The organism is Pseudonocardia sp. NPDC046786 (assembly GCF_040645415.1).
Classification (GTDB): Bacteria; Actinomycetota; Actinomycetes; order Mycobacteriales; family Pseudonocardiaceae; genus Pseudonocardia; species Pseudonocardia kongjuensis.
Genome location: NZ_JBEYYF010000019.1, coordinates 58448 through 79964, shown reverse-complemented (window position 1 = coordinate 79964; position 21517 = coordinate 58448). Strand labels below are relative to the sequence as shown.

Sequence of the window (21517 nt, the reverse complement as noted above, 5' to 3'; positions counted from 1 at the left end):
AATACTCAGGCCCAGACCCGGGCGACCTCCGCGGCGACGGACGCGGCCTGGGCCAGCCCGGCCCGCGCCGATCCGGCCCGGCGGGCCGGATCGAGGACGTTGCGGCCGAACGCCCGGCGGGACCTGCGGTCCGGCTCGACGAACGCCACCCGGGCCAGCGCCGCCAGCGCCTCGGCCTGCGCCCGGGGCCGGGCCGCACCGCCGATGGATCCGCCCAGCGGCGCGAGGACGACGACCCGGCCGTACCCGGCGGCCAGGTCGGCGTTCGCGGTGGACCGGACACCGCCGTCGATCCAGCGGGTGCCCGCGGCGCTGACCGGCGGCCACACGCCGGGGACGGCGCAGCTCGCGGCGACCGCGGTGGCGAGCGGGACGCCGTCGTCGCGGCCGAAGACCCGGAACGCGCCGGTGTGCGCGTCCACCGCGGTGACCCGCAGGTCGCCCCCGGAGGGCCAGTCGACTCCCGCCAGCCGGGACTCGATCACCGCGAGCCGCTCGGACTCCGGGCCGGTGTCGGCGGCCAGCGCCATCCGGCCGAGCCGGGCGCGGACCCGCTCGGCGTCGCGCGGGCCGGCCAGCGCCGCGAGCCCGATCCGGGCCGCGGCCCGGATCCCGAGCTGCGCGGCGACCTCCCCGGTCGGCGGTGCGAGCTGGGACTCCAGCAACGCCTGCGGGTCCCGGCCGGCGGCCAGGTTGGCGCCCACCACCGATCCGGCCGAGGTCCCCACGACGAGATCGGCCCGGCCCAGGTCGACGCCGTTCGCGGCCAGTCCGGCGACCAGCCCGTACATCCAGGCGACACCGGTCACCCCGCCGCCACCCAGGACCAGCGCGCGCCGGTCGTCGCTCATCGCGCTCCCTCCAGCTCGGCCGTCTCCCGGGTCCGCACCCACAGTGCCACGATCACGACGGCGACGACCTCGGTCAGCGCGAGACCGCGCTGGACCAACCCGATCGGCACGAACCGCCACCACGGGACACCGGTCCACGGCGCCGACACCACGCCGATCACGAAGGGGGACAGCCACAGCAGCGCGGCGACCGCGGCGACCGCGGCGAGCACCGGCCAGCCGGGCCCCCACCGGAGCCGGGCGAGGGCACCCACCGCGACCGGCAGTGCGACGAACGCGACCAGCCCGGCGTAGAGGTGCACCAGCCCGGACGGGGTCGCCCCGACCGACCAGTCGACCTTCTCGAAGGCGACCACCAGCAGCAGCGCGGCCACCCACGTCGCGAACCCGACGGCGGCCGCCGAGCGGACCGGCACCAGCCCGGACCGGACGCCGCCGGCCAGCACGCAGGCCGAGCCGATCGCGAGGGCGAGCACGCCGGCGTCGAACAGCGGGGTGAAGCCGCCGAGGCCGTAGGCGCTGATCGTGCTCCGGGCCGGGTCGATCGACGGATCGGCCAGGTGCTGGGCGCCGATCAGGAGCACCGACAGCACGGCGCCGGCGACGCCGAGCGTGCCGAGCAGCCGGGCGCTCACCCGCGCAGCGCGCGGTGCGCGATCTGGGCCAGGTGCACCGGTTCCCGCTCCCCGGCCTGGCGTACCTGGGTGCGGCAGGAGTACCCGTCGGCGAGCACGTCCACCGCGTCGCCTGCTGCCCGGAGGGCGGGCAGCAGGGCGCGCTCGGCGCAGGCCATCGACACGTCGTAGTGGCCGTCCTCGAAGCCGAAGTTCCCGGCGAGCCCGCAGCAGCCCGAGTCGAGCACGGTGGCGTCCACGCCGAGCGCGCCCAGCACCGCGCGGTCCGGCTCGCTGCCCAGCTCGGCGTGCTGGTGGCAGTGGATCTGCACCAGGGCGGCGCCGTTGCCGGTGCCGGCCGCCGCGGACAGCTCATCGGCGTGCCGGGCGAGCAGCTCGGCGAACGTCGACATCTGCTGCTCGACCAGCTTCACCCGCGGCTCGTCGGGGAGCAGCTCGGCGGCGTCGCTGCGCAGCGCGGCGGTGCAGGACGGCTCCAGCCCGACCACCGGGACGCCGGCGTCCAGCGCCGGGCCGATCGCCCGCAGGCTGCGCGCCAGCACCCGGCGGGCCGCGGTGACCTGCCCGGTGGAGGTCCAGGTCAGGCCGCAGCAGACGTTGCGCGGCGGCAGCTCCACCCGGTAGCCGAGCGCGGTGAGCACGGCGACGGCGTCGGCGGCGACGTCCGGGTCGAAGTGGTCGGTGAAGGTGTCGGTCCACAGCAGCAGCGGGCCGCGCGAGCCCGGCTCGACGCCGAGATCGGGCACCGCGGACATCGGCGCGCCGCGGGCGGCCCGGGAGGTGTAGGTCTCGCGGGCGATCGGCGGGATGTCCCGGCGGGCGTCGATCCCGCCGATCCGCTTCGCGACCCGCGCCAGCGCCGGCACCCGGGCGAGCCGGTTGATCCCGTCGACCAGCGCGGCGGGGAGCACCCCGGCGGCGCGCAGCCAGCGTGGCAGCGCGCCCATCGAGTAGTGCGCGCGCGGCCGGATCCGGCGGTGGTAGCGGTTCGCCAGGAACTCGGTCTTGTAGGCCGCCATGTCGACGCCGACCGGGCAGTCGGACTTGCAGCCCTTGCAGGACAGGCACAGGTCCAGCGACTCGGCGACCTCGTCGGAACGCCAGCCGTCGGTGATCACCTCGCCGTTCGCCATCTCGAACAGCAGCCGGGCCCGGCCGCGGGTGGAGTGCTTCTCCTCGCGGGTGACGTTCCAGCTGGGGCACATCACGCCGGAGCCGGTGTCGATCGCGCACTTGCCGACGCCGAGGCAGCGCCGGGTGGCCCGGTGGAAGCTGCCGCGGTCGTGGCCGAACGCGAGCTTCGGCTCGTCCGGCATGGTGGGCATGCCGACCCAGGTGCGCAGGTTCTCGTCCATCGTGGCCGGCCGGACGACCCGGCCCGGGTTCATCCGGTCGTCCGGGTCCCAGATCTCCTTGAACCGCTCGAACCCGGCGATGATCTGCGGCGGGTACATCCGGGGCAGCAGCTCGGCGCGGGCCTGGCCGTCGCCGTGCTCCCCGGACAGCGACCCGCCGTGCGCGACGACGACGTCGGCGGCGTCGGTCATGAACTCCCGGAAGTTCGCGATCCCCGGCTTCGTGAGCAGGTCGAAGTCGATCCGGACGTGCAGGCAGCCGTCGCCGAAGTGGCCGTAGTAGATGCCCCTGCGGCCGTGCCGCTCCAGCACCTTGTCGAACTCGCGCAGGTAGGCGCCGAACTTCTCGGGCGGGACGGCGGCGTCCTCCCAGCCCGGCCAGGCCTCGCCGCCCTCCGGCGAACGGGTGACCAGCCCGGCGCCCTCCTCGCGGACCCGCCACAGCGCGGCCATCTCCTTCGGCTCGGCGACGACGACGGCGCCGGTGGTGTAGGGCTTCATCGCGGCGACGACGGCCTGCGCCGCCGCCGTGGCCGCCGCGCGGTCCTCGCCGCCGGTCTCCACGTAGAGCCAGCCCTTGCCCTCGGGCAGCATCCGGCTGGTCGTCTCGTTCGGCCGCAGCGCGCGCAGCGAGGCGATCAGCCCGGCGTCCATCCCCTCGATGGTGAGCGGCCGCTGCTCGCGGACGATCATCACGTTGTCCGCGGCGTGGTAGGCGTCCGGGAAGCCGAGCACGGCCAGCGCGCGGGCCGGCGGCGACTCGACGAGATCGACGGTCGCGGCCAGGATCGTGGCGCAGGTGCCCTCGGTGCCGACCAGTGCCTTCGCCAGGTTGACGTTCCCGGGGACCAGCTGGTCGAGGTTGTAGCCGGAGACCCGGCGGGTCAGCTCGGGGACGTGCGCGTCGATCTCCGGGGCGAGTTCGGCGCCCAGGCGGCGCAGCGCGTCCGGGAGCGCGCCGGACTCGGCGCCGGAGCCGCCGAGGGTGATCCGCTCGCCGCGGTAGGTGAGCACGTCGAGCGCGTGCACGTTGTCGACGGTCTTGCCCCAGGCCACCGAGTGCGAGCCGCAGGCGTTGTTGCCGATCATCCCGCCGATCGAGCAGCGGTTGTGCGTGGACGGGTCCGGGCCGAACGTCAGGCCGTGCGGCCTGCCGGCGTCCCGGACGGCGTCGCACACCGCGCCGGGCTGCACGGTCGCGGTCCGGGCGTCCGGGTCGACGGACAGGATCGCGTCCATGTGCGTGCGGAAGTCCAGCGCGACCGCGGTGTTCACCGCCTGCCCGGCGATCGAGGTGCGCGACCCGACCGGCAGCACCGGCACGCCGTGCTCCCGGCAGACCGCCATCGCCGCCTCGACGTCGTCCGCGTCGCGGGGCGCGACCACTCCGATCGGGACGCCGCGGTAGTTCGACGCGTCGGCCGACCACATGGCGCGGCTGGCGGCGTCGAACCGGATGTCGCCGCCGACGGCGGCACGCAGGTCGTTCTCGAGGGTGCGGTACGCGGTGGTGGGACGCGCAGCGGTGCTCACGGAGCTCCTCCCAGCAGTTCGGGACGCCCGCGACGCTACCGCCTGCGGCGTAGTATGACGTCGGAGCAGTCATACGTCGGCGTCCTCGATCCGGCAGGTCTCGACCATTCCGGAGGTTTCGGTGCGCCTCACCAGCAAGGGCCAGGTGACCATCCCGGCGCAGCTGCGCCACCGGCACGGCCTGCACGAAGGCGACGAGATCGACGTCGTCGAGCGCGACGGGGTGCTGTGCATCGTCCGGACCGAGGACGCACCGACCAGGGGGCGGCGGCTCGTCCGGGGGATGCGGGGCCGCGCGGACACCGGCCTGAGCACCGACGAGCTGCTCGGCCTGCTGCGCGAGCCGTGACCGGGCCCGCCACACTCGTCGACTCGAGCGTGCTGCTCGACATCCTGACCGACGATCCGCGATGGGCGGACTGGCCCTCGACGGCGCTCGCCGACGCCGCCGACGACGGACCGGTCCTGATCAATCCGCTGATCTACGCCGAGATCTCCACCGGGTTCGGACGGGTGGAGGATCTCGACGAGGCGGTTCCGCACTCCGCGGTCGGCAGAGAGGACCTGCCGTGGCAGGCCGGATTCGTGGCCGGGAAGGCATTCCTCAACTACCGTCGCCGGGGCGGCGAGCGGCGTTCCCCGCTTCCCGCCTTCTACATCGGGGCGCACGCCGCCGTCCGCGGACACCGGCTGCTCACCCGGGACGCCGCGCGCTACCGGACGTACTTCCCCCGCGTCGAGCTCATCGCGCCGTGACGCGCCCCGCCCTCACCAGTTCTCGACCGAGCGGGTGAGGATGCCGGCGATGTCGTCCTCGGTGGGGGTGCGCGGGCAGGTGGCGAGCAGCCGCTGCTGCTTCATCGTGCCCGGCACCAGGTCGGGCACGTCCGCCTCGGTGTAGCCGACCCCGCCGATCCCGTTCGGGATGCCGATGTCGCGCATCAGGTCGATCAGCACCCCAGGCAGCTGCTCGCGCTCGTCGTTGCGCCGGTCGGCGCCCGGGTCCATCAGCTCGGCGGCCTTCAGGTGCCGCTGCGGGGCCGAGGAGAAGGAGAACCGGAACGCCTCCGGCGCGGTCAGCGAGACCGACATGCCGTGCGGCACCATCGGCTCGTCCTGCGGGAAGCCGGAGGGCCGGAAGTCGCGGACCATCCCGGCGATCGGGTAGGCGTTGGCGTGCGGGATGTGCACCCCGGAGTTGCCGAAGCCCATCCCGGCGAAGGTCGCCGCCATCATCATGTCCGAGCGCGCCTCGACGTCCTGCGCGCCGTGGTGCACGGCCGTCCGGAACGAGCGGGCCAGCAGCGTCATCGCCTTCTCGCACCACAGGTCCGACACCGGGTTCGAGCCGCAGTAGGTGACCCGCTCCTCGGGCTTCTTCCGGTCGAACGTGGTGTACCAGCGGGCGGTGTAGGACTCCACCGCGTGGCACACGATGTCCATCCCGGACGCCGCGGTCACCTCCGGCGGCAACGACATCGTGAGCAGCGGATCGATCACCGCCAGCGTCGGGCGCAGCCGCCAGTGGCTGATCCCGGTCTTGACCTTCATCGACAGCACGTCCAGCACGCACATCGCGGTGGACTCCGAGCCGGTGCCGGCCGTGGTCGGGACGGCGATCAGTGGTTTGAGCGGCCCCTCCGGCGCCTTCGCGTTGCCGATCGGCTTGTTGATGTAGTCCATCAGCTCGCCGGGACCGCTGGTCAGCAGATTGATCGCCTTCGCGGTGTCGATCGCGGAGCCGCCGCCGACGGCGACGAAGCCGTCCCACGGGCCCTGCGCCCTGGCGTACTCGGTGGCCTTGGTCATCGAGTCGTCGGTCGGCTCGACGTGCACGCCGTCGAAGATCTCGCTGGAGATCCGGTAGCGCTGCAGCGACTCGGCGATCCGGTCCGGGATCCCCAGCGCGCGCACGCCGGGGTCGGTCACGATCAGCACCCGGGCCGCGTCGTACCCGGTCATCTCGAAGCCGATCTCGTCGATCGCTCCGGCGCCGAACTTCAGGGGCGGCGCACCCCAGGTGAAGATCGTCTCCTCGGTCAGGTCGACGGACGGGCTCGTCATGGACTCCTCCTGGGTCGCGCGGCATCGGGCACCGGAGCCGAGTCTGCCCCGCCACTCGGGATGTGGCATCCGGCGACGGTCCGGGCGACACCTAGGCTCGGACCCATGCCCGTCTCCGAGACCTTCGATCCCGACGCCTGGAAGCCGGTGGAGGGGTTCGCCTTCCGCGACATCACCTACCACCGCGCGGTGTCCACCGGTGCGGTGCGGATCGCGTTCGACCGCCCGGAGGTGCTCAACGCCTTCCGGCCCGGCACCGTCGACGAGCTGTTCACCGCACTCGAGCACGCCCGCACCAGTGCCGACGTCGGCTGCGTCCTGCTGACCGGCAACGGGCCGTCGCCCAAGGACGGCAAGCGGGCCTTCTGCTCCGGCGGTGACCAGCGGATCCGGGGCCGCACGGGCTACCAGTACGCCTCCGGGGACACCGCGGACACCGTCGAGCAGGGCCGCGCCGGGCGGCTGCACATCCTGGAGTGCCAGCGGCTGATCCGGTTCATGCCGAAGGTCGTCATCGCGGTCGTCAACGGCTGGGCCGCCGGCGGCGGGCACTCGCTGCACGCCGTCGCCGACCTGACCCTGGCCAGCGCCGAGCACGCCCGGTTCAAGCAGACCGACGCCGACGTCGGCTCGTTCGACGGCGGCTACGGCTCGGCATACCTGGCCAAGCAGGTGGGGCAGAAGTTCGCGCGGGAGATCTTCTTCCTCGGCCGGACCTACTCCGCCGAGCAGATGCACCACATGGGCGCGGTCAACGAGGTGGTGCCGCACGCCGAGCTGGAAGTCACGGCGCTGCAGTGGGCGACCGAGATCAACGGCAAGTCGCCGACCGCGCAGCGGATGCTGAAGTACGCGTTCAACCTGGCCGACGACGGGCTGGTCGGCCAGCAGCTGTTCGCCGGGGAGGCGACCCGGCTGGCCTACATGACCGACGAGGCGGTCGAGGGGCGGGACTCGTTCCTGCAGAAGCGGGAGCCGGACTGGTCGCCGTTCCCCTGGTACTACTAGCGGTCGTTCACTCCGCGGCCGGGCGCGGCCGGGGCAGCGCCGGTGCCGGCTGCGCCGCGCCGGCAGGCATCAGGAACGCCAGCTCCGCCAGCTCGCCTGCGGCGGCCCGGTGCCCGCGCTCCGCGGCGGGGCGGCGGCAGCGCAGCGAGCGCGGGGCGCCGGTCGGGGACGCGTCGGTGGGTGCGGGGTGCGGCATGGGGAGCTCCTTCGACGCCGGGGAGCGGGGCCGGGTGCCCTTGCGCTCTCACCCGGCCTGTCGCGTGCCGGGCGCCGGTCGTTGCGGGTCCGCGGGCACGTTCCCCGAATCTGATGACACCCGCGTCCGACGGCCACCGTCGGTCACCGCGGCCGCGGAGTGGCAGGCTGATCGACATGGGAGTGCGGGCGATCGGGGTGGACGGCTCGCCGGGATCGGTGGCCCGGCTGGCCGCCGCGCTGCGGTCCGCGCTCGACGGCGACGGCCCGGCCGTCGTGCCGGTCCGGGTCGCGCCGGGTGCGGACCCGGCGGACCCGGTGTTGCCTGCCCCGGTGGCCCGGGCGGCGGCCGAGGGCGCACTGCCGGACGGGCTGGCCGTCGTCGTCGCCACCTCGGGTTCGACCGGTGAACCCCGGCAGGTCGCGCTGACCGCGGTCGCGCTGCGCGCCTCCGCGGCCGCGACCGCCGCCCGGCTCGGCGGCCCCGGACGCTGGCTGCTCACCCTGCCCGCCGAGCACGTCGCCGGGGTCCAGGTGGTGCTGCGGGCGCTGCTGTCCGGCTCGCAGCCCGTGGTGCAGGACGTCCGGGACGGCTTCCGCCCCGACGGGTTCGCCCGGGCCACCGCCCGGATCGGGCACGGTGCGCGCCGCTACACCAGCCTCGTCCCGACCCAGCTCGCCCGGATCCTCGATCACGGCTCGGCGCCGCTGTTCGCGCTCGCCGGGTACGACGCGGTGCTGGTCGGCGGGGCGGCGCTGGACGCCGGTCTGCGGGCCAGGGCCACCGACGCCGGGATCCGAGTCGTCACCACCTACGGGATGAGCGAGACCTGCGGCGGGTGCGTCTACGACGGCGTCCCGCTGGACGGCGTGCGCGTCACGATCGAGCCCGGTTCCGGCCGGGTGCAGCTCGACGGCCCGGTCCTCGCCGCCGGTTACCTGGGCGACCCGGACGGCACCGCGGCGGCGTTCGGCCCGGCCGGTTTCCGCACCACAGATCTCGGCTCGATCGCCCCGGACGGGACCCTGACGGTGCTGGGCCGGGCCGACGACGTCGTCAACACCGGCGGCGAGAAGGTGGCGCCGGCCGCCGTCGAGCAGGCCCTGCTCGGGGTCGCCGGGGTCCGCGGGGCCTGCGTGGTCGGGCTGCCGGACGACGAGTGGGGGCAGGTCGTCGGAGCACTGGTCGTGCCGGACGACGGGGCGGGCGGCGGCCCCGGCGACGCGGTGCTGCGCGACGCTGTCCGTGCGGCCTGCGGCCGGGCCGCCGTGCCGCGGGTGCTGCGCCGCGCGGCCGCGGTGCCCGAGCGGGGTATCGGCAAGCCGGACCGGGCCGCGGTCGCCGCGCTGCTGCGTTCCGGCTGACCGCACCGGCGGTGCCGCCGCCGGTCGCCGACCGTGAGATCCGGCCGCCGGGGCGCCACCCGGAACGGTGATACGGACGTACACACCATGGGGTCGCTTCACGCAGCGTGCGTTGCGCCCCGCCCGCACATCGAGTGTGCTTCAGCCACTGACGACACAGGGTCCACACAGAGCACCTGAGCCACCGTCGTCACACGAAGCACAAAAGTCACAGCAGAAACTGCGATGCAGCGGGGGTTTGTCCAGATGCGCAGGATCACGCGGGCCGGGCTGCGAAGCGTCGGTCTGCTGGCCGCGGCGGGGGCGTTCTGCGCCGTCGCCGTGGTGCCGGCCGCGGCGGCCGAGCCGGGAACCAGCTGGCAGCCGGAGCTGGCCGAGGGCAGCGGGCCGGGGATCGTCGTCGACGGCGGCGGGGCCCGGTTCGACCCGGCGACCGCCGTCGGGGCGCCGGTCGAGGACGGGGCCACCGAGGCCTCGGCCGATCCGGTCGACATCGTCCCGACCGGGCTGCTCACCCTTGAACCGCACACCCTGGAGGCGCCGACCCGCGAGGTGCACTCGGCGCTGGTCGCCGAGACCCCGCCCGGGTCGAGCGCGACGATCGACGTCCGCGGACGCACCGCCGGCGGCGGCTGGACCGAGTGGATCCCCGCCGAGAACGACCGGACCGAGCTGCCCGAGGCGGCCCGCGAGGTGCAGGGCAGGCTGGTGCTCACCGGCACCGGTGACGCGCGGCCCGCCGTGCGCGAGGTGACACTGACCGCCACCCCGACCACCGAGACCGAGGCCGGGCCGCTGACCGAGGCCGCCCCGCGCAGCTACTCGGTGTTCGCCACCCGCGAGGGCCTGGTCGGCGGCACCACCGCGAACGGGCACAAGATCGTCCCGCGGGACCGGTTCGTCGCGCTGCCGTCCCGGCGCGCACTGTCCGGGAAGGGCAAGACCGACTACTCGGTGAAGGTCTGCGCACCCAACGGCCGCTGCGCGATCGCGCCGGTCTGGGACATCGGCCCGTGGAACACCAAGGACGACTACTGGAACCCGTCGTCGCAGCGGGAGATGTGGAAGGACCTGCCGCAGGGCGTCCCGCAGGCCGCGGCCGCACGCAACGGTCACAACGGCGGCAAGGACCAGTTCGGCCGGCGGGTCGCGAACCCGGCCGGGATCGACCTCGGCGACGGCATCTTCTGGGACGTCCTGGGGCTCAAGGACAACTCCCAGGTGCAGGTCGACTACCTGTGGACGGGCTCGCAGAAGCTGTCCGCCGTCCGGGCCGGCGACGAGCCGGACACCGACATCCTCGCCCGTCCCGAGGCCGGGGCGGAGTCGGTCGGGATCGCGGTGAACACCACCGAGGTCCCGGTGCAGTGCGCGCACGGCGAGGGTGACGGCGGGTTCGTCCGGATCGGCGACGGCCAGTACCTGCCGGCGTCGGTGCTCGGTGAGCTGCCGGCCGATCTCCCGGGGTGCGACGCCGCTGACACCCCGGCCTCGCCTGCCGACCCGGCCGACCCGGCCTCCCCCGCCGATCCTGCCGACCCGGCCGACGGCGCCGCGGGGCCCGGGGACCCGGCGGCCGGCCCGGCCGGTGGATCCGGGGCTCCCCCGGCGAACCCGGCAGGCCCGGCCGGCACGGGAGGCGACCCCGCGTCCGTCCCGGACGGTTCGCCGCAGGCCGGCGCCCCCGTCCCCGGCTCCGCCCAGCGCGCGCCCTCCGGCGGACGCTGACCGACCCGCCGCACGACGGCCCCGCCCGGACGACGATCCGGGCGGGGCCGTCGTCGTTCCGCCGTCGTTGCCCGGGCGGCACGTCCGGCGGGCCCGGGCCTCCCGCGCGGGATAGGTTCGTCGTCGTGGCCAGCACGGCAGAGTGGATCGAGGGAGCGCGCCCGCGCACCCTGCCCACCGCGATCTCCCCCGTCCTCGTCGGAACCGGTTCGGCGCTGGGCGCCGGCGTCGTGGCCCCCGGCTCCGCGCTGCTCGCGCTGCTGGTCGCGGTCGCGCTGGTGATCGGGGTGAACTTCGCCAACGACTACTCCGACGGCATCCGCGGCACCGACGACGAGCGCGTCGGACCGCAGCGGCTGGTCGGCTCCCGGGCCGCCCGGCCCGCGACGGTGAAGGCGGCCGCATTCGGCTGCTTCGGCGTCGCCGCACTCGCCGGGATCGCGCTGACCGCCGTGTCCGGCCAGTGGTGGCTGATCGCCGTCGGGGCGCTGTGCATCGTCGGGGCGTGGTTCTACACCGGCGGGAGCCGCCCGTACGGCTACGCGGGCCTCGGCGAGGTCGCCGTGTTCGTGTTCTTCGGCCCGGTCGCGGTGCTCGGCACAGCGCTCACCCAGGCCGGGGCGGTGGACCCGGCGACCGTCGGTGTGTCGATCGGCGCCGGCCTGCTGACCTGCGCCGTGCTGGTCGCGAACAACCTGCGCGACATTCCCGGTGACCGGATCGCCGGCAAGACGACGCTCGCGGTGCGGCTGGGCGGACCCGCCACCCGCACGCTGTACGTGACGCTCGTCCTGGTGCCGTTCGTGATCGCCGTCGCCGCCGCGTTCGACCGGCCGGGCCTGCTGGTCGTGCTGGTGGCGCTGCCCGCGGCGGTGCGTCCGGTGCGCGCAGTGCTCGGCGGCGCCGACGGCCCGGAGCTGATCCCGGTGCTCCGCGACACCGGTCTGCTGCTGCTCGCCTGGGCGCTGGCCGTCGGGGTCGGTCTCGCGGTCGGTTTCGGCGGCGGCATCGCGAGCGGCTGAGCGCCGGGCAGCCGCCGGGAGTCGGGTCCGGGGCCGAGAGCCGCTCCGGACCCCGGCGCGGTGCCGGCCGCGTTCCGCCGAACGCCCGACGGGCCGGTGGGTCCGTCGCGCCCAGCATCCGCTGCACAGGATCTGTCACGGGCTGTGCGAGGTACCGGAACGGGAACCGGCAGCCGCGTTCCGCGGAACGCGCCGCGGCGAGAACAGCGCGTGGACAGGGGCCGGCAGGTCAGTCGCGGTCGTCGCCGCGCAGCTTGGCCCGGAGCGCCTCCCGCTCGGCCGACCGGCGGGCGTTCGCGACGGCCAGCGCCCGGTCCAGCCGGGACCTCGGACCGCGGAACAGCAGCATCGACAGCGGGAGCGCCACGATCAGCGCCACCAGCAACGCGACCAGCAGCGGGACGCCGGCAAGGCCGAGCAGCAGGGCGATGACGGCCAGCAGACCGAGCCGGGCGAGAGCGTAGAGCGCCACCGTGGCGGCCAGCCCGGGCTCGCCGGCGCGAGCCCGCGCCGCGGCCTGCGGCGGCGGTGTCGTCGGGGACGTCATACCGTCCAGGGTACGGTCCTGCTGCTGGAGCCCGGAGCCGCGCATCGGAGACGGGAACACCCGTGATGTCCGCTTCAGGAACTTCATCGGCTTTGCCCTTTAAGAACCCTTTACCTCCGGACAACCGTTCGAGTACCTGGGGTCCGAGGTGTCACGATGGCCCGGAAACAACGAGCGGTGACCGCTCCGAGGAGCTTCGGGAGATCCCTCCCAGCACCGCGACTCGGCACCACGCTGCATTTCCGGGAGGATTCCATGGCAGCTCCGACGCAGGCCCCCGAGCGACTGCTGACCCCGGGCGAGGTCGCCACCCTCTTCCGCGTCGACCCCAAGACCGTGACGCGCTGGGCGTCCGCCGGGCGGATCGGTTCGATCCGCACCCCCGGTGGACACCGCCGCTTCCGCGAGTCCGAGGTCCGCGGACTGCTGGCGGACCTCACCAGCGAGGCGAGCCCCGGGCTCCGCTGAACCCGCGACTTCACTCGCACGTCAGGCCACCTTCGCTACGCTGGACAGCGGAGGTGGCCTGATGTTGTTCCTGATCCTTCTGCTCGGCGCGGCCGTCGTCGCGGTGCTGCTCGTCCGGACCCTCCGGTCCGAGCAGGTGGTCGCCGACAGGCTCCCGCAGCCCGAGCTCCCCTGGATGACCCGTCAGAAGGCGCAGAAGCCGCGCGCGACCGGTCCCGACGACGACCCGGACTTCTTACGTGAACTCGACGAGAAGGTCCGCAACCAGGAGGACCCGCCGGAGCGGACCTGACCGGACCGAGCCCGTCCCAGCCCCTCCGATCTGCCCGACCCAGAGTCCCAAGAAATCTTGACCGAAGGGCGGTCAACCGGCTCCGGTGGACCGCCCTTCAGTGTTTCCGGTCACATCTGGCGGTGACGCTCAGACCGGGAACCCGTCCGCGACGGCGGCGGCGAGCTCCAGCAGCGCGGTCCGGGTCGATTCCTCCAGGCGATCGAGGTCGATCTCCGCGCCCTCCTCCAGGTGCGGATCGAACGGCACCCGCACGACCGCCCGGCACCGGCCGGCGAAGTGCTCCGCGACCCGGTCGAGGTCGACACCGCCGCCCGCCCGCCGGTACACCGAGTTGATCACGACGACGGCGTTCCGGACGAGATTGCCGTAGCCGTGCGCGTCCAGCCAGTCCAGCGTCGCCGACGCGCTGCGGGCACCGTCGATCGACCCGGACGACACGATCACGAGCTGATCGGCCATCCCCAGCACCCCGTACATCGCGGAGTGCATCAGGCCGGTCCCGCAGTCGGTCAGCACCAGGTTGTAGAAGTGCTCCAGCAGGTCGACCGCGCGCCGGTAGTCGTCCTCGCTGAACGCCTCCGACACGGCCGGGTCCTGCTCGCTGGCCAGCACCTCCAGCCGCGACTGCCCCTGCGAGGTGTACGAGCGGACGTCGGTGTAGCGCCGCACCCGGTCGGAGTCGCGGAGCAGGTGCCGGACGGTCGCGGTCGTCTCCAGCGGGATCTTCTGGCTGAGCGTCCCCCGGTCCGGGTTCGCGTCCACCGCGACGACCCGGTCACCGCGGTGCGAGGCGAACGTCGCACCCAGCGTCGCGGTGACCGTCGTCTTCCCGACACCACCCTTGAGGCTCAGCATCGCGATCTTGTGGGCGTTGAGCAGCGGCCGGTTCAGCCGGGACACCAGATCCCGGCGGTGCAACTCGGCGGGGCTCTCCCCCGGGTTCACCAGTCCACCGGTGAGCAGGTAGACGAACCGGCGCCAGCCGCTCTCCGGCGGTCGCCGCGGGCTGCCGGACCGGTGTGGTGTCAGGTCGAGCCCGCCGGGCGCGCCGTCGCTCCGGCGGTGCTGCCCGTGGCGGGCCTCGACCGCCTCGGGCGCGGTCCAGCTCGGCCGGCGTGCCCCGGACTCCGGCACCGGCCGGGCCCCGCCGGTGCGGGAGCCGTTGTCCCGGCGCGCCCGGTCGGACGCCTCGCGCTCGGCCGCATCGCGGTCCCACGAGCTCCGCCACGGCCGGTCCGCCGCCGGACGGCCGGTGGCCTGGCCCGGTCCGCGTGCGGCCGCGGCCCCGGCGGTCGCGTCACCGGCGGCGGTCGCGCCACCGGACGCCGCGCCGCCACCCGGGCCGCCGGCTCCCGGCGGACCTCCGTCCCCGGCGCCGTCGTCCCGGACGCCACCGCCCGGGGCGCCCCCGACCGGGACGGCACCGTGCGCCGGACCGGCGGCGTCGCCGGAACCGTCCGGCCGGTCGTCCACCGCGCCGCCCGACCGGGCCGGCCGGTCCCGGTCCGTCGCCGCACCGTCCGGCGACGGATCGGGAACGTCCCGGTCCTCCGCCTCCGAGGTCCCGGCGCCGGGCCCGCCCCACGACGGCGACACGACCGCGTGCGCGTCGGTGGCGGTCACGTCGGCGTCGTCGGCGTGGGTCTGCTCCTCATCGGACGGCGGGTCCGGGCGGCGCCAGATCAGCTCACCGCCCGGCTCGTCGTCGTGCCCGCCGCGGCCCGGCACCGTCCACCACGGCTCCGGATCGGCCGCGCCACCGGAGCGGTACAGACCGGTGTCGTCGGGGCCGACGTCCTGACCGGTCGGGTACAGGTCGTCGGGTGCCCGGTGCCTGCCGTCGTCGGCGGGGGCCTCGGCGGCCGGGCCGGGCCCGGCGGGCCGCTCCCGCTCCGCGTCGGACCGCTCGTGCAGCGCCGACAGGTCCAGCCCGTGCGGCGGCGTGGAGGGGTCGATCTCGTCGACCAGGTCGTCGTCGATCTCCGGTAGCTCGCTGCCCCACGCCGAACCGGCCGGCGGGGTCTGGGTGCCGACCGCGGCACGGCCCGGGGCGGGTGCGGACGCCGCCCGCTCGGCCGCCGACGGCGGGCGCGGCTGCGACGCGGCCGGTTGCGCAGCACCACCCTCCGGCTGCGCTGCGTCATCCCCGGACGTGCGACGACGCCGTCCGAAGGACCGTCCGGACGACTCCGCCGCGCCCCATCGCTCCCGCACGTAGCGGCCCACCGACCCGTCGGGCTGCTCGCCGGAACCGTTCTCACTCACGGGAACCGACGGTAGCCGTGCGGAACCCGGTGGTCGAGGCGCCTCACACCCCCGCGTACGAGTGCAGTCCGGCGACCACCATGTTGATGAAGAACAGGTTGAACACGATCGTGGCGAAGCCGGCCGAGTTGATCCAGGCCGCCCGCGACGTCCGCCAGCCGGCCGTGGCGCGGGCGTGCAGGTAGGCGGCGTAGAGCACCCACGCGACGAACGCGACCGTCTCCTTCGGGTCCCAGCCCCAGAACCGGCCCCAGGCCGCCTCGGCCCAGACCGCGCCGGTGATGATCCCGAACGTGTACAGCGGGAAGGCGAGCACCGTCACCCGGTAGGCCAGCCGATCGAGCGCCTCGGCGCCAGGGAGCTTCGCGGCCAGCGCGGCCGGGCGCTCGTTGCGCTTCATCAGGAACAGCAGGCTCGCGACGCCCGGGACCAGCAGCATCCCCGAGGCCAGCGTGATCGTCGTGACGTGGATGATGATCCAGTACGACTGCAGGGCCGGGACGACGGGCGCGGCCTCGGCGTAGAGCACGGTGCCGGTGATGAACATCAGGAGCAGGATCGGCGTCAGCACGAACACCCCGGCCGGACGCAGCGGCGGGTGCTTGCGGACCAGCACCAGCCAGGCGCCGACCGCCATCAGGCACAGCGCCGAGGTGAACTCGTACATGTTGCCCAGCGGCCACCGGTAGGTCGCCAGCCCGCGCAGCACGATCGACCCGGCGTGCAGGACGACGGCGAGGATCATCAGCGAGATCCCGATCCGGCCGTACCGGTCGGCCCTGGTCCGGCCGGTCCGGGAGCCGTCTCCCGGCGCCCCCTCGGCCCCGTCCGGGGTGTCGGAGATCTCAGCGTCGGCACCACCGTCGCCAGCCCCGACGGCCGCCCGCCTGCGCGGCGCCCTGGCCACCCGGGTCGCCGCGTACTCCAGCGACGTGAAGATCATCGCGAGCAGCAGTACGACGAGCGTGGCCTGGAACAGCCGGTCGCTCCACATCGAGGTGATCGGATCGACGAGCATCGGTGTCAACCGTCCTTCTTGTCCATCGGGTCGAGCAGTTCCGAGCCGAGCCGGTCGAACTCCTCGCCGTAGCCCGCCCGGTCGGTCCGGGCCAGGCCGCCGAGCTGGATCCGGCTGCCGCCGTCGACCGGGCGGATCCGCACCCACAGGCGCCGCCGCTTGACCGACAGCGACAGGGCCAGCCCCGCCACCATCACGATCGAGAACACCAGCACCCAGATCTGCCCCGGGTCGTGGCCCACCTGCAGGTTCACCCACGGGGTGACGCCGTCGAACCGGACGACGGTGCCGTCGTCCAGGGTCACGCTGTCACCGACGCCGAGCCGCTCCTCGGCGACCGTCACCAGCTCGCCGTCGTCGATCTTCTGCTGGTCCACCGTGAAGATCGACTGGCCGCGGCCGTCGTCGATGCCGAGATCGCCGCGCATGATGTTCACGTCGGCGGTCGGCGCGCGCAGGTCCGGGTGCACGGACGCGAGGTTGCCCTCGGCGTCGACCGCGCCGGTCGGCGCGAACGTGCCGGTCACCGCGAGCTGGGTGGTGCGACGCAGCTCGGCGTCGGTGATGCCGGGCTGCTCGAACTTCGTCGCGCCCTCGGAGAGCTGGCTGCCGCTCTGGTCGACCGGCCGCCACTGGATCCCGCCGGTGCGGCTCTGCCCGTCAGGCCAGGTCACGGTGAACTCGGGCGCATAGCCGTAGCCGGTCAGGTAGGCCCGGTCGCCGTCGGTGCGCAGCGGGTAGTTGACGGTGATCTCGCCGGGCCGCCAGTCGGTGACGCCGTCGGCCAGGTCCTCGCCGGTCTGGTAGCCGATCTGCGCGCCGAAGGTCGAGGGCTGGCCGTTCGGCAGCCAGGTCCCGTCGAACCTGTCGACGCGCACGCAGAACTCGTTGAGGTCGGTGCCGTCGACCCGCAGGCCGGCCCGGAACGTGTCGTAGCCGAGGATCGAGCTGTTGCAGAACTCGGCGCCGTCGGCGCGGACGATCACGTCGCCCTCGTAGCCGTAGAGCTTGCCGCCTGCGAAGCCGAGCAGCAGCCCGATCAGGCTGAGGTGGAAGACCAGGTTGCCGGTCTCGCGCAGGTAGCCGCGCTCGGCGGACACCGCCGTCACCCCGCCGGGCTCGGAGCGCTCGACCCTGCGCCAGCCGCGCAACAGCCGCCGGGTGCGCTCCAGCACCGCGTCCGGCGACTCGGCGGAGTCGGCCTCGGCGTGGTGCGGGAGCCGGGTCAGGTTGCGCGGGGTCGCGACCGGCGCGGCCCGCATGCTGTGCCAGTACTCCACCGAGCGGGGCAGCACGCAGCCGACGAGCGAGATCATCAGCAGCAGGTAGATCGCCGCGAACCACGGGCTGGCGAACACCTCGAAGCCGCCGAGCGACTCGATGATCGGCGCGGCGGTCGGGTAGTCGGCGTAGAAGTCGTCGACCAGGAACTCGTTCAGCGAGCGCTGCGGGATCAGCGCGCCCGGCATCGCGGCCAGCGCCAGCAGGAACAGCAGCACCAGCGCGGTGCGCATGCTGGTCAGCCCGCGCCAGGTGTTGCGCAGGAACGCGGCCACGCCGCCGAACCGGTCGCGGCGTGCCGGGGGCTCGCTGCCCGTTGGGCTGCCCGGCGGCTGCGGCGGGGCGGTGGGCGGCCGTGCCACCCCGGAGGTCATGTCGGAGGTCATGTCAGAGGGGCGGGGTGAACCCGGCGATCGACACCTGGAGCTGGATCAGCCAGCGCGCCCACAGCCCGGAGACCAGGAGGACACCGACCAGCACGAGCATCGCCCCGCCGGCGATCTGGATCGCGCGGGTGTGCCGGCGCAGGCGGCCGAGCATCCCGACCGCGCGGGACGCGCCCAGCGCGATCAGCACGAACGGGATCCCGAGCCCGGCGCAGTAGGCCAGGATCAGCACGACGCCGCGGAACGAGCCGCCGCCGGTGCCGGCCGCGACGGCGACCACGCCGGCCAGCGTCGGGCCGATGCAGGGGACCCAGCCGAGCCCGAACACCGCGCCCAGCAGCGGGGCGCCGGCCAGGCCGGCGCGCGGCGTCCAGTGCGAGCGGTACTCGCGCTGCAGGGCCGGGATCAGGCCGGCGAACGCCAGCCCCATCACGATCATCACGACGCCGCCGATCCGCTGCAGCAACGCCTCGTTCTCGATCAGCACATCGGACAGCCACACGACGCCGACCATGATCGCGCCGAAGACGACGGTGAACCCGGACACGAACAGCAGCGCCGCACCGGCGACCCGCCAGCGGCCGTCCGGGCGGGTCCGCTGCTCGACGACGGCGGTCCCGCTGCGGCGGGCGGTCTCGCGCTGCCGGGCCTCGGCCTCGGTCACCGGCGGCGGCTGCGCGCCGACCAGGCCGGCCAGGTACGCGAGGTAGCCGGGGACCAGCGGGACGACGCACGGCGAGGCGAAGCTGACCAGCCCGGCGAGCACTGATACCAGGGCCGCCAGCAGCAGCGGCCCCGATATCGCGAGGGCGGTCGTCGGGTCCATCGCATCCCAGGGTAGAAGGGCCCCCGAACAGGCCCGGCAGCGGGTTCTACAACGTGTAGTGCAACGGTCCGGTCGCGCTCCGTCAGCCCGCGCCCGGCGGCTCCGCCGCCGGGTCCTCCTCGGCGAGCCGGGCGATCAGCGGCATCAGGTCGGAGCTGCCGACCGGGGTCAGGAAGACCGCGGCGACCCGCTGCTCGCGGTCCAGCACGATCGTCGACGGGACGACGTTGCGCGGGTAGCCGTCGAGCCGGGCCAGGGTCCGCCCGGCCGGGTCGTAGATCGAGTCGTAGCTCAGCCCGCGGTCGGTCTTGAAGTCCAGCGCGGCCTGCCGGTCGTCCCGGACGTCGATGCCGAGCACCACGGCGTCGCCCTGCGCCGCGTCCGCGACCGCCTGCAGCTCCGGTGCCTCGGTCCGGCACGGCCCGCACCACGAGCCCCAGATGTTGATCACCCGGACGGTGTCCGGGAAGTCGGAGATGCCGACCTCGGCACCCGGGTTCATCAGGCTCTCGCCGCGCAGGTCGGTGATCGGCCCGCGGCTCTCCGGCGGGTCGTAGACGATCCGGGTCTCGCCGCCGGGGGCGACGAACTGGAACTCGCCGGACCCGGCGACGGCGTCGGTCCCGACGCCGCAGCCCGCGAGCAGCGCCAGCGCGGCGAGCAGCGGGAGCGCCAGCCTCCTCATGCGCCGGTCACCATCGCCCCGCTGGAGCCGGCCGGCTCGGCGTAGCGCAGTCCGGTCATCCGGGCGCCGGTGAACTCGACGCTGGTCAGCGACGCCAGCGCGCACTGGCGGCGGCGCGGGTCGTGCCAGAGCCGCTGCCCGAGCAGGTACCGGCGCAGCGTCCAGATCGGCAGCTGATGGGACACGCAGACGACCTCCCGGCCGGGCGCGAGCAGCCGCGCCGCGTGCAGCGCGCCGAGCATCCGGTGCGCGATGTCGAGATAGGGCTCGCCCCAGGACGGGGTGAACGGGTCGCGCAGCAGCCGCCACGCCTGCGGCCGGCGCAGCGCGCCGTCGCCGACGGCGAACCGCTTGCCCTCGAACAGGTTCCCGGCCTCGATCAGGTTCTCGTCGGTGCCGATCGGCAGGTCGTGCGCCTCGGCGATCGGCCCGGCGGTCTGCTGGGCGCGCTGCAGCGGGGACGCGACGACGGCGGCGACGTCGTTGCTCCCGAGGTACTGCGCGACCGTCTTGGCCTGGGCCTCGCCGTGGCCGGAGAGCCGGTAGCCGGGCCGGCGGCCGTAGAGCACCCGCTCCGGGTTGTGCACCTCGCCGTGCCGGAGCAGGTGCACGACGGTCGCCGGGCCGGTCGGCGCGGGGGTGGTCCGGTCGCCCACGGCTCAGACCCCGTCCGGACGGGTGGCCGCGGCCGCCGCCCGCGCCCCGGCGGCGAGCCCGATCTCGATCCGGGCGAACGCGTCGTCGTCCAGCGCGGTACTGACGAACCACGCCTCGAACGCCGACGGCGGCGGGTAGATCCCGTGGTCGAGCAGCGCGTGGAAGAACGCCGGGTAGCGCCAGGTCTCGGCCGACCTCGCGTCGGCGTAGCCGGTGACCGGGGCGTCGGTGAAGAACGGCGAGAGCATGGTGCCCGCGTACTGCACGGTGTGCCCGACGCCCTCCCGGTCCAGTGCGGCGGTGATCAGCGAGCCGAGCCGGTCGGCGTTCGCCTGGAGGGTGGCGTAGGCGGCCTCGTCGGCGTGGCGCAGCGTGGTGAGACCGGCGGCGACGGCGACCGGGTTCCCGGCCAGGGTGCCCGCCTGGTAGACCGGCCCGGCCGGCGCCAGGAACGACATGTGCTCGACCGAGCCGCCGAACGCGGCGGCCGGGAGCCCGCCGGACATCACCTTGCCGAAGGTGTACAGGTCGCCGGCGACGCCGTCGCAGCCGTACCAGCCCTGGCGCGACGCCCGGAAGCCGGTCATCACCTCGTCGATCACCAGCAGTGCGCCGTGCGCGTGGCAGAGGTCGCGCAGCGCGGCGTTGAAGCCCTCGATCGGCGGGACGACGCCCATGTTCCCGGGCGCCCCCTCGGTGATCACGCAGGCGATGTCGGCGCCGCGCTCGGCGAACACCGCGCGCACCGCGTCCAGGTCGTTGTAGGGCACGACCACGGTGTCCGCGGCCTGCGCGCCGGTGACGCCCGGGCTGGTCGGCAGGCCGAGCGTCGCGACGCCGGAGCCGGCCTCGGCGAGCAGCGCGTCGACGTGGCCGTGGTAGCAGCCGGCGAACTTCACGATCACCGGGCGCCCGGTGATGCCGCGGGCCAGCCGGATCGCGCTCATCGTCGCCTCGGTGCCGGAGTTGACCAGCCGGACCTGCTCGACCGGGGTGCGGTCGACGATCTCGGCGGCCAGGTCGATCTCACCGGGGGTCGGGGTGCCGAACGACAATCCGTTCGACGCTGCCGCCCGCACCGCCTCGACGACGGCCGGATGCGCGTGCCCGAGGATCATCGGGCCCCACGAGGAGACGAGATCGACGTAGCTCGCGCCGTCGGCGTCGGTCAGCTCGTAGCCCTGCGCCGAGACCATGAACCGCGGCGTGCCGCCGACCGAGTTGAACGCCCTGACCGGGGAGTTCACCCCGCCCGGGATCAGTTCGGCCGCCCGCTCGAAGAGGCGGGCGGACTCCTTCGGGTCGGGGTTCTGCGCGCTGCTCACCCGGCCAG

At 74.5% G+C, this 21517-nt stretch carries 20 protein-coding genes and 1 pseudogene; 8 read left to right on the top strand and 13 right to left on the bottom strand.

The annotated features are described in order from the left end of the window. Nucleotides 1-5 precede the first annotated feature (5 nt). Genes ABZ881_RS22020 through ABZ881_RS22010 form a run of 3 tightly spaced genes read right to left on the bottom strand, consistent with a single transcriptional unit; the run spans nucleotide 6 to nucleotide 4374 of the window. On the bottom strand, nucleotides 6-851 hold the full coding sequence (locus ABZ881_RS22020; RefSeq protein WP_358487228.1) for a patatin-like phospholipase family protein: 846 nt from the start codon (nucleotides 849-851) through the stop codon (nucleotides 6-8). After that, entirely contained in the window at nucleotides 848-1486 is a 639-nt protein-coding gene (locus ABZ881_RS22015; protein ID WP_358487226.1) for a DUF998 domain-containing protein, read from the bottom strand. The genes ABZ881_RS22020 and ABZ881_RS22015 overlap by 4 nt, the downstream gene beginning before the upstream one ends. Continuing rightward, nucleotides 1483-4374 (bottom strand): FAD-binding and (Fe-S)-binding domain-containing protein, encoded by a 2892-nt coding sequence (locus tag ABZ881_RS22010; RefSeq protein WP_358487225.1) that lies wholly within the window; start codon nucleotides 4372-4374, stop codon nucleotides 1483-1485. Before ABZ881_RS22010 ends, ABZ881_RS22015 begins: the two co-directional genes overlap by 4 nt. A 121-nt stretch (nucleotides 4375-4495) precedes the next feature. On the opposite strand from ABZ881_RS22010, the gene ABZ881_RS22005 reads away from it, so the two are divergent. Beyond that, nucleotides 4496-4723: an AbrB/MazE/SpoVT family DNA-binding domain-containing protein gene (locus ABZ881_RS22005; protein ID WP_344027088.1), complete on the top strand. Its 228-nt coding sequence runs from the start codon at nucleotides 4496-4498 to the stop codon at nucleotides 4721-4723. After that, on the top strand, nucleotides 4720-5130 hold the full coding sequence (locus tag ABZ881_RS22000) for a type II toxin-antitoxin system VapC family toxin (RefSeq protein WP_358487222.1): 411 nt from the start codon (nucleotides 4720-4722) through the stop codon (nucleotides 5128-5130). Before ABZ881_RS22005 ends, ABZ881_RS22000 begins: the two co-directional genes overlap by 4 nt. Nucleotides 5131-5142: 12 nt before the next feature. Here ABZ881_RS22000 and ABZ881_RS21995 read toward each other — a convergent pair whose 3' ends face one another. Continuing rightward, nucleotides 5143-6438 carry a hydroxyacid-oxoacid transhydrogenase gene (locus ABZ881_RS21995; RefSeq protein ID WP_358487220.1) on the bottom strand — a complete coding sequence of 432 codons (1296 nt, stop codon included), beginning with the start codon at nucleotides 6436-6438 and terminating at the stop codon, nucleotides 5143-5145. Between the two features lie 105 nt (nucleotides 6439-6543). Between ABZ881_RS21995 and ABZ881_RS21990 the strand changes: the two genes are divergently transcribed. Further along, nucleotides 6544-7446 (top strand): 1,4-dihydroxy-2-naphthoyl-CoA synthase, encoded by a 903-nt coding sequence (locus ABZ881_RS21990; protein WP_358487218.1) that lies wholly within the window; start codon nucleotides 6544-6546, stop codon nucleotides 7444-7446. Nucleotides 7447-7453: 7 nt separating this feature from the next. Here the strand turns inward: ABZ881_RS21990 and ABZ881_RS21985 are convergent, their stop codons facing one another. Next, nucleotides 7454-7642 (bottom strand): hypothetical protein, encoded by a 189-nt coding sequence (locus ABZ881_RS21985; protein WP_358487216.1) that lies wholly within the window; start codon nucleotides 7640-7642, stop codon nucleotides 7454-7456. 176 nt (nucleotides 7643-7818) lie between these two features. On the opposite strand from ABZ881_RS21985, the gene menE reads away from it, so the two are divergent. The 3 genes from menE (at nucleotide 7819) to ABZ881_RS21970 (ending at nucleotide 11756) form a co-directional block, all read left to right on the top strand. Then, nucleotides 7819-9006 (top strand): o-succinylbenzoate--CoA ligase, encoded by a 1188-nt coding sequence (gene menE, locus ABZ881_RS21980; RefSeq protein ID WP_358487214.1) that lies wholly within the window; start codon nucleotides 7819-7821, stop codon nucleotides 9004-9006. 246 nt (nucleotides 9007-9252) lie between these two features. Next, complete coding sequence (locus ABZ881_RS21975) at nucleotides 9253-10734, top strand: hypothetical protein (RefSeq protein ID WP_358487212.1); 1482 nt, start codon at nucleotides 9253-9255, stop codon at nucleotides 10732-10734. A gap of 125 nt (nucleotides 10735-10859) precedes the next feature. Then, entirely contained in the window at nucleotides 10860-11756 is an 897-nt protein-coding gene (locus tag ABZ881_RS21970) for a 1,4-dihydroxy-2-naphthoate polyprenyltransferase (RefSeq protein ID WP_358487210.1), read from the top strand. Nucleotides 11757-11985: 229 nt separating this feature from the next. Here ABZ881_RS21970 and ABZ881_RS21965 read toward each other — a convergent pair whose 3' ends face one another. After that, complete coding sequence (locus ABZ881_RS21965) at nucleotides 11986-12303, bottom strand: DUF4229 domain-containing protein (protein WP_358487208.1); 318 nt, start codon at nucleotides 12301-12303, stop codon at nucleotides 11986-11988. A gap of 255 nt (nucleotides 12304-12558) precedes the next feature. Here ABZ881_RS21965 and ABZ881_RS21960 point away from each other — a divergent pair, with 255 nt between their 5' ends. Both ABZ881_RS21960 and ABZ881_RS21955 read left to right on the top strand, forming a co-directional pair. Further along, nucleotides 12559-12771 (top strand): BldC family transcriptional regulator, encoded by a 213-nt coding sequence (locus ABZ881_RS21960; RefSeq protein WP_010224110.1) that lies wholly within the window; start codon nucleotides 12559-12561, stop codon nucleotides 12769-12771. 61 nt (nucleotides 12772-12832) lie between these two features. After that, nucleotides 12833-13063 carry a hypothetical protein gene (locus ABZ881_RS21955; protein WP_358487205.1) on the top strand — a complete coding sequence of 77 codons (231 nt, stop codon included), beginning with the start codon at nucleotides 12833-12835 and terminating at the stop codon, nucleotides 13061-13063. A 129-nt stretch (nucleotides 13064-13192) separates the two neighbouring features. Here ABZ881_RS21955 and ABZ881_RS21950 read toward each other — a convergent pair. The 7 genes and pseudogenes from ABZ881_RS21950 to hemL all read right to left on the bottom strand — a co-directional run. Then, nucleotides 13193-14068 (bottom strand): annotated as a pseudogene (locus tag ABZ881_RS21950) (MinD/ParA family protein); the annotation flags it as partial. Nucleotides 14069-15374: 1306 nt separating this feature from the next. Beyond that, complete coding sequence (ccsB, locus tag ABZ881_RS21945) at nucleotides 15375-16349, bottom strand: c-type cytochrome biogenesis protein CcsB (RefSeq protein ID WP_358487204.1); 975 nt, start codon at nucleotides 16347-16349, stop codon at nucleotides 15375-15377. 5 nt (nucleotides 16350-16354) lie between these two features. Next, complete coding sequence (locus ABZ881_RS21940; RefSeq protein WP_358487202.1) at nucleotides 16355-18016, bottom strand: cytochrome c biogenesis protein ResB; 1662 nt, start codon at nucleotides 18014-18016, stop codon at nucleotides 16355-16357. 1 nt (nucleotide 18017) lies between these two features. After that, a complete protein-coding gene (locus ABZ881_RS21935) occupies nucleotides 18018-18842 on the bottom strand; it encodes a cytochrome c biogenesis CcdA family protein (RefSeq protein ID WP_358487199.1) in 825 nt (274 codons plus the stop codon). Nucleotides 18843-18924: 82 nt separating this feature from the next. Further along, nucleotides 18925-19527 (bottom strand): TlpA disulfide reductase family protein, encoded by a 603-nt coding sequence (locus tag ABZ881_RS21930; RefSeq protein WP_344027052.1) that lies wholly within the window; start codon nucleotides 19525-19527, stop codon nucleotides 18925-18927. Then, complete coding sequence (locus ABZ881_RS21925) at nucleotides 19524-20183, bottom strand: histidine phosphatase family protein (protein WP_358487198.1); 660 nt, start codon at nucleotides 20181-20183, stop codon at nucleotides 19524-19526. The genes ABZ881_RS21930 and ABZ881_RS21925 overlap by 4 nt, the downstream gene beginning before the upstream one ends. 3 nt (nucleotides 20184-20186) lie before the next feature. After that, nucleotides 20187-21509 carry a glutamate-1-semialdehyde 2,1-aminomutase gene (gene hemL / locus ABZ881_RS21920; protein WP_358487197.1) on the bottom strand — a complete coding sequence of 441 codons (1323 nt, stop codon included), beginning with the start codon at nucleotides 21507-21509 and terminating at the stop codon, nucleotides 20187-20189. Nucleotides 21510-21517: the final 8 nt, after the last annotated feature.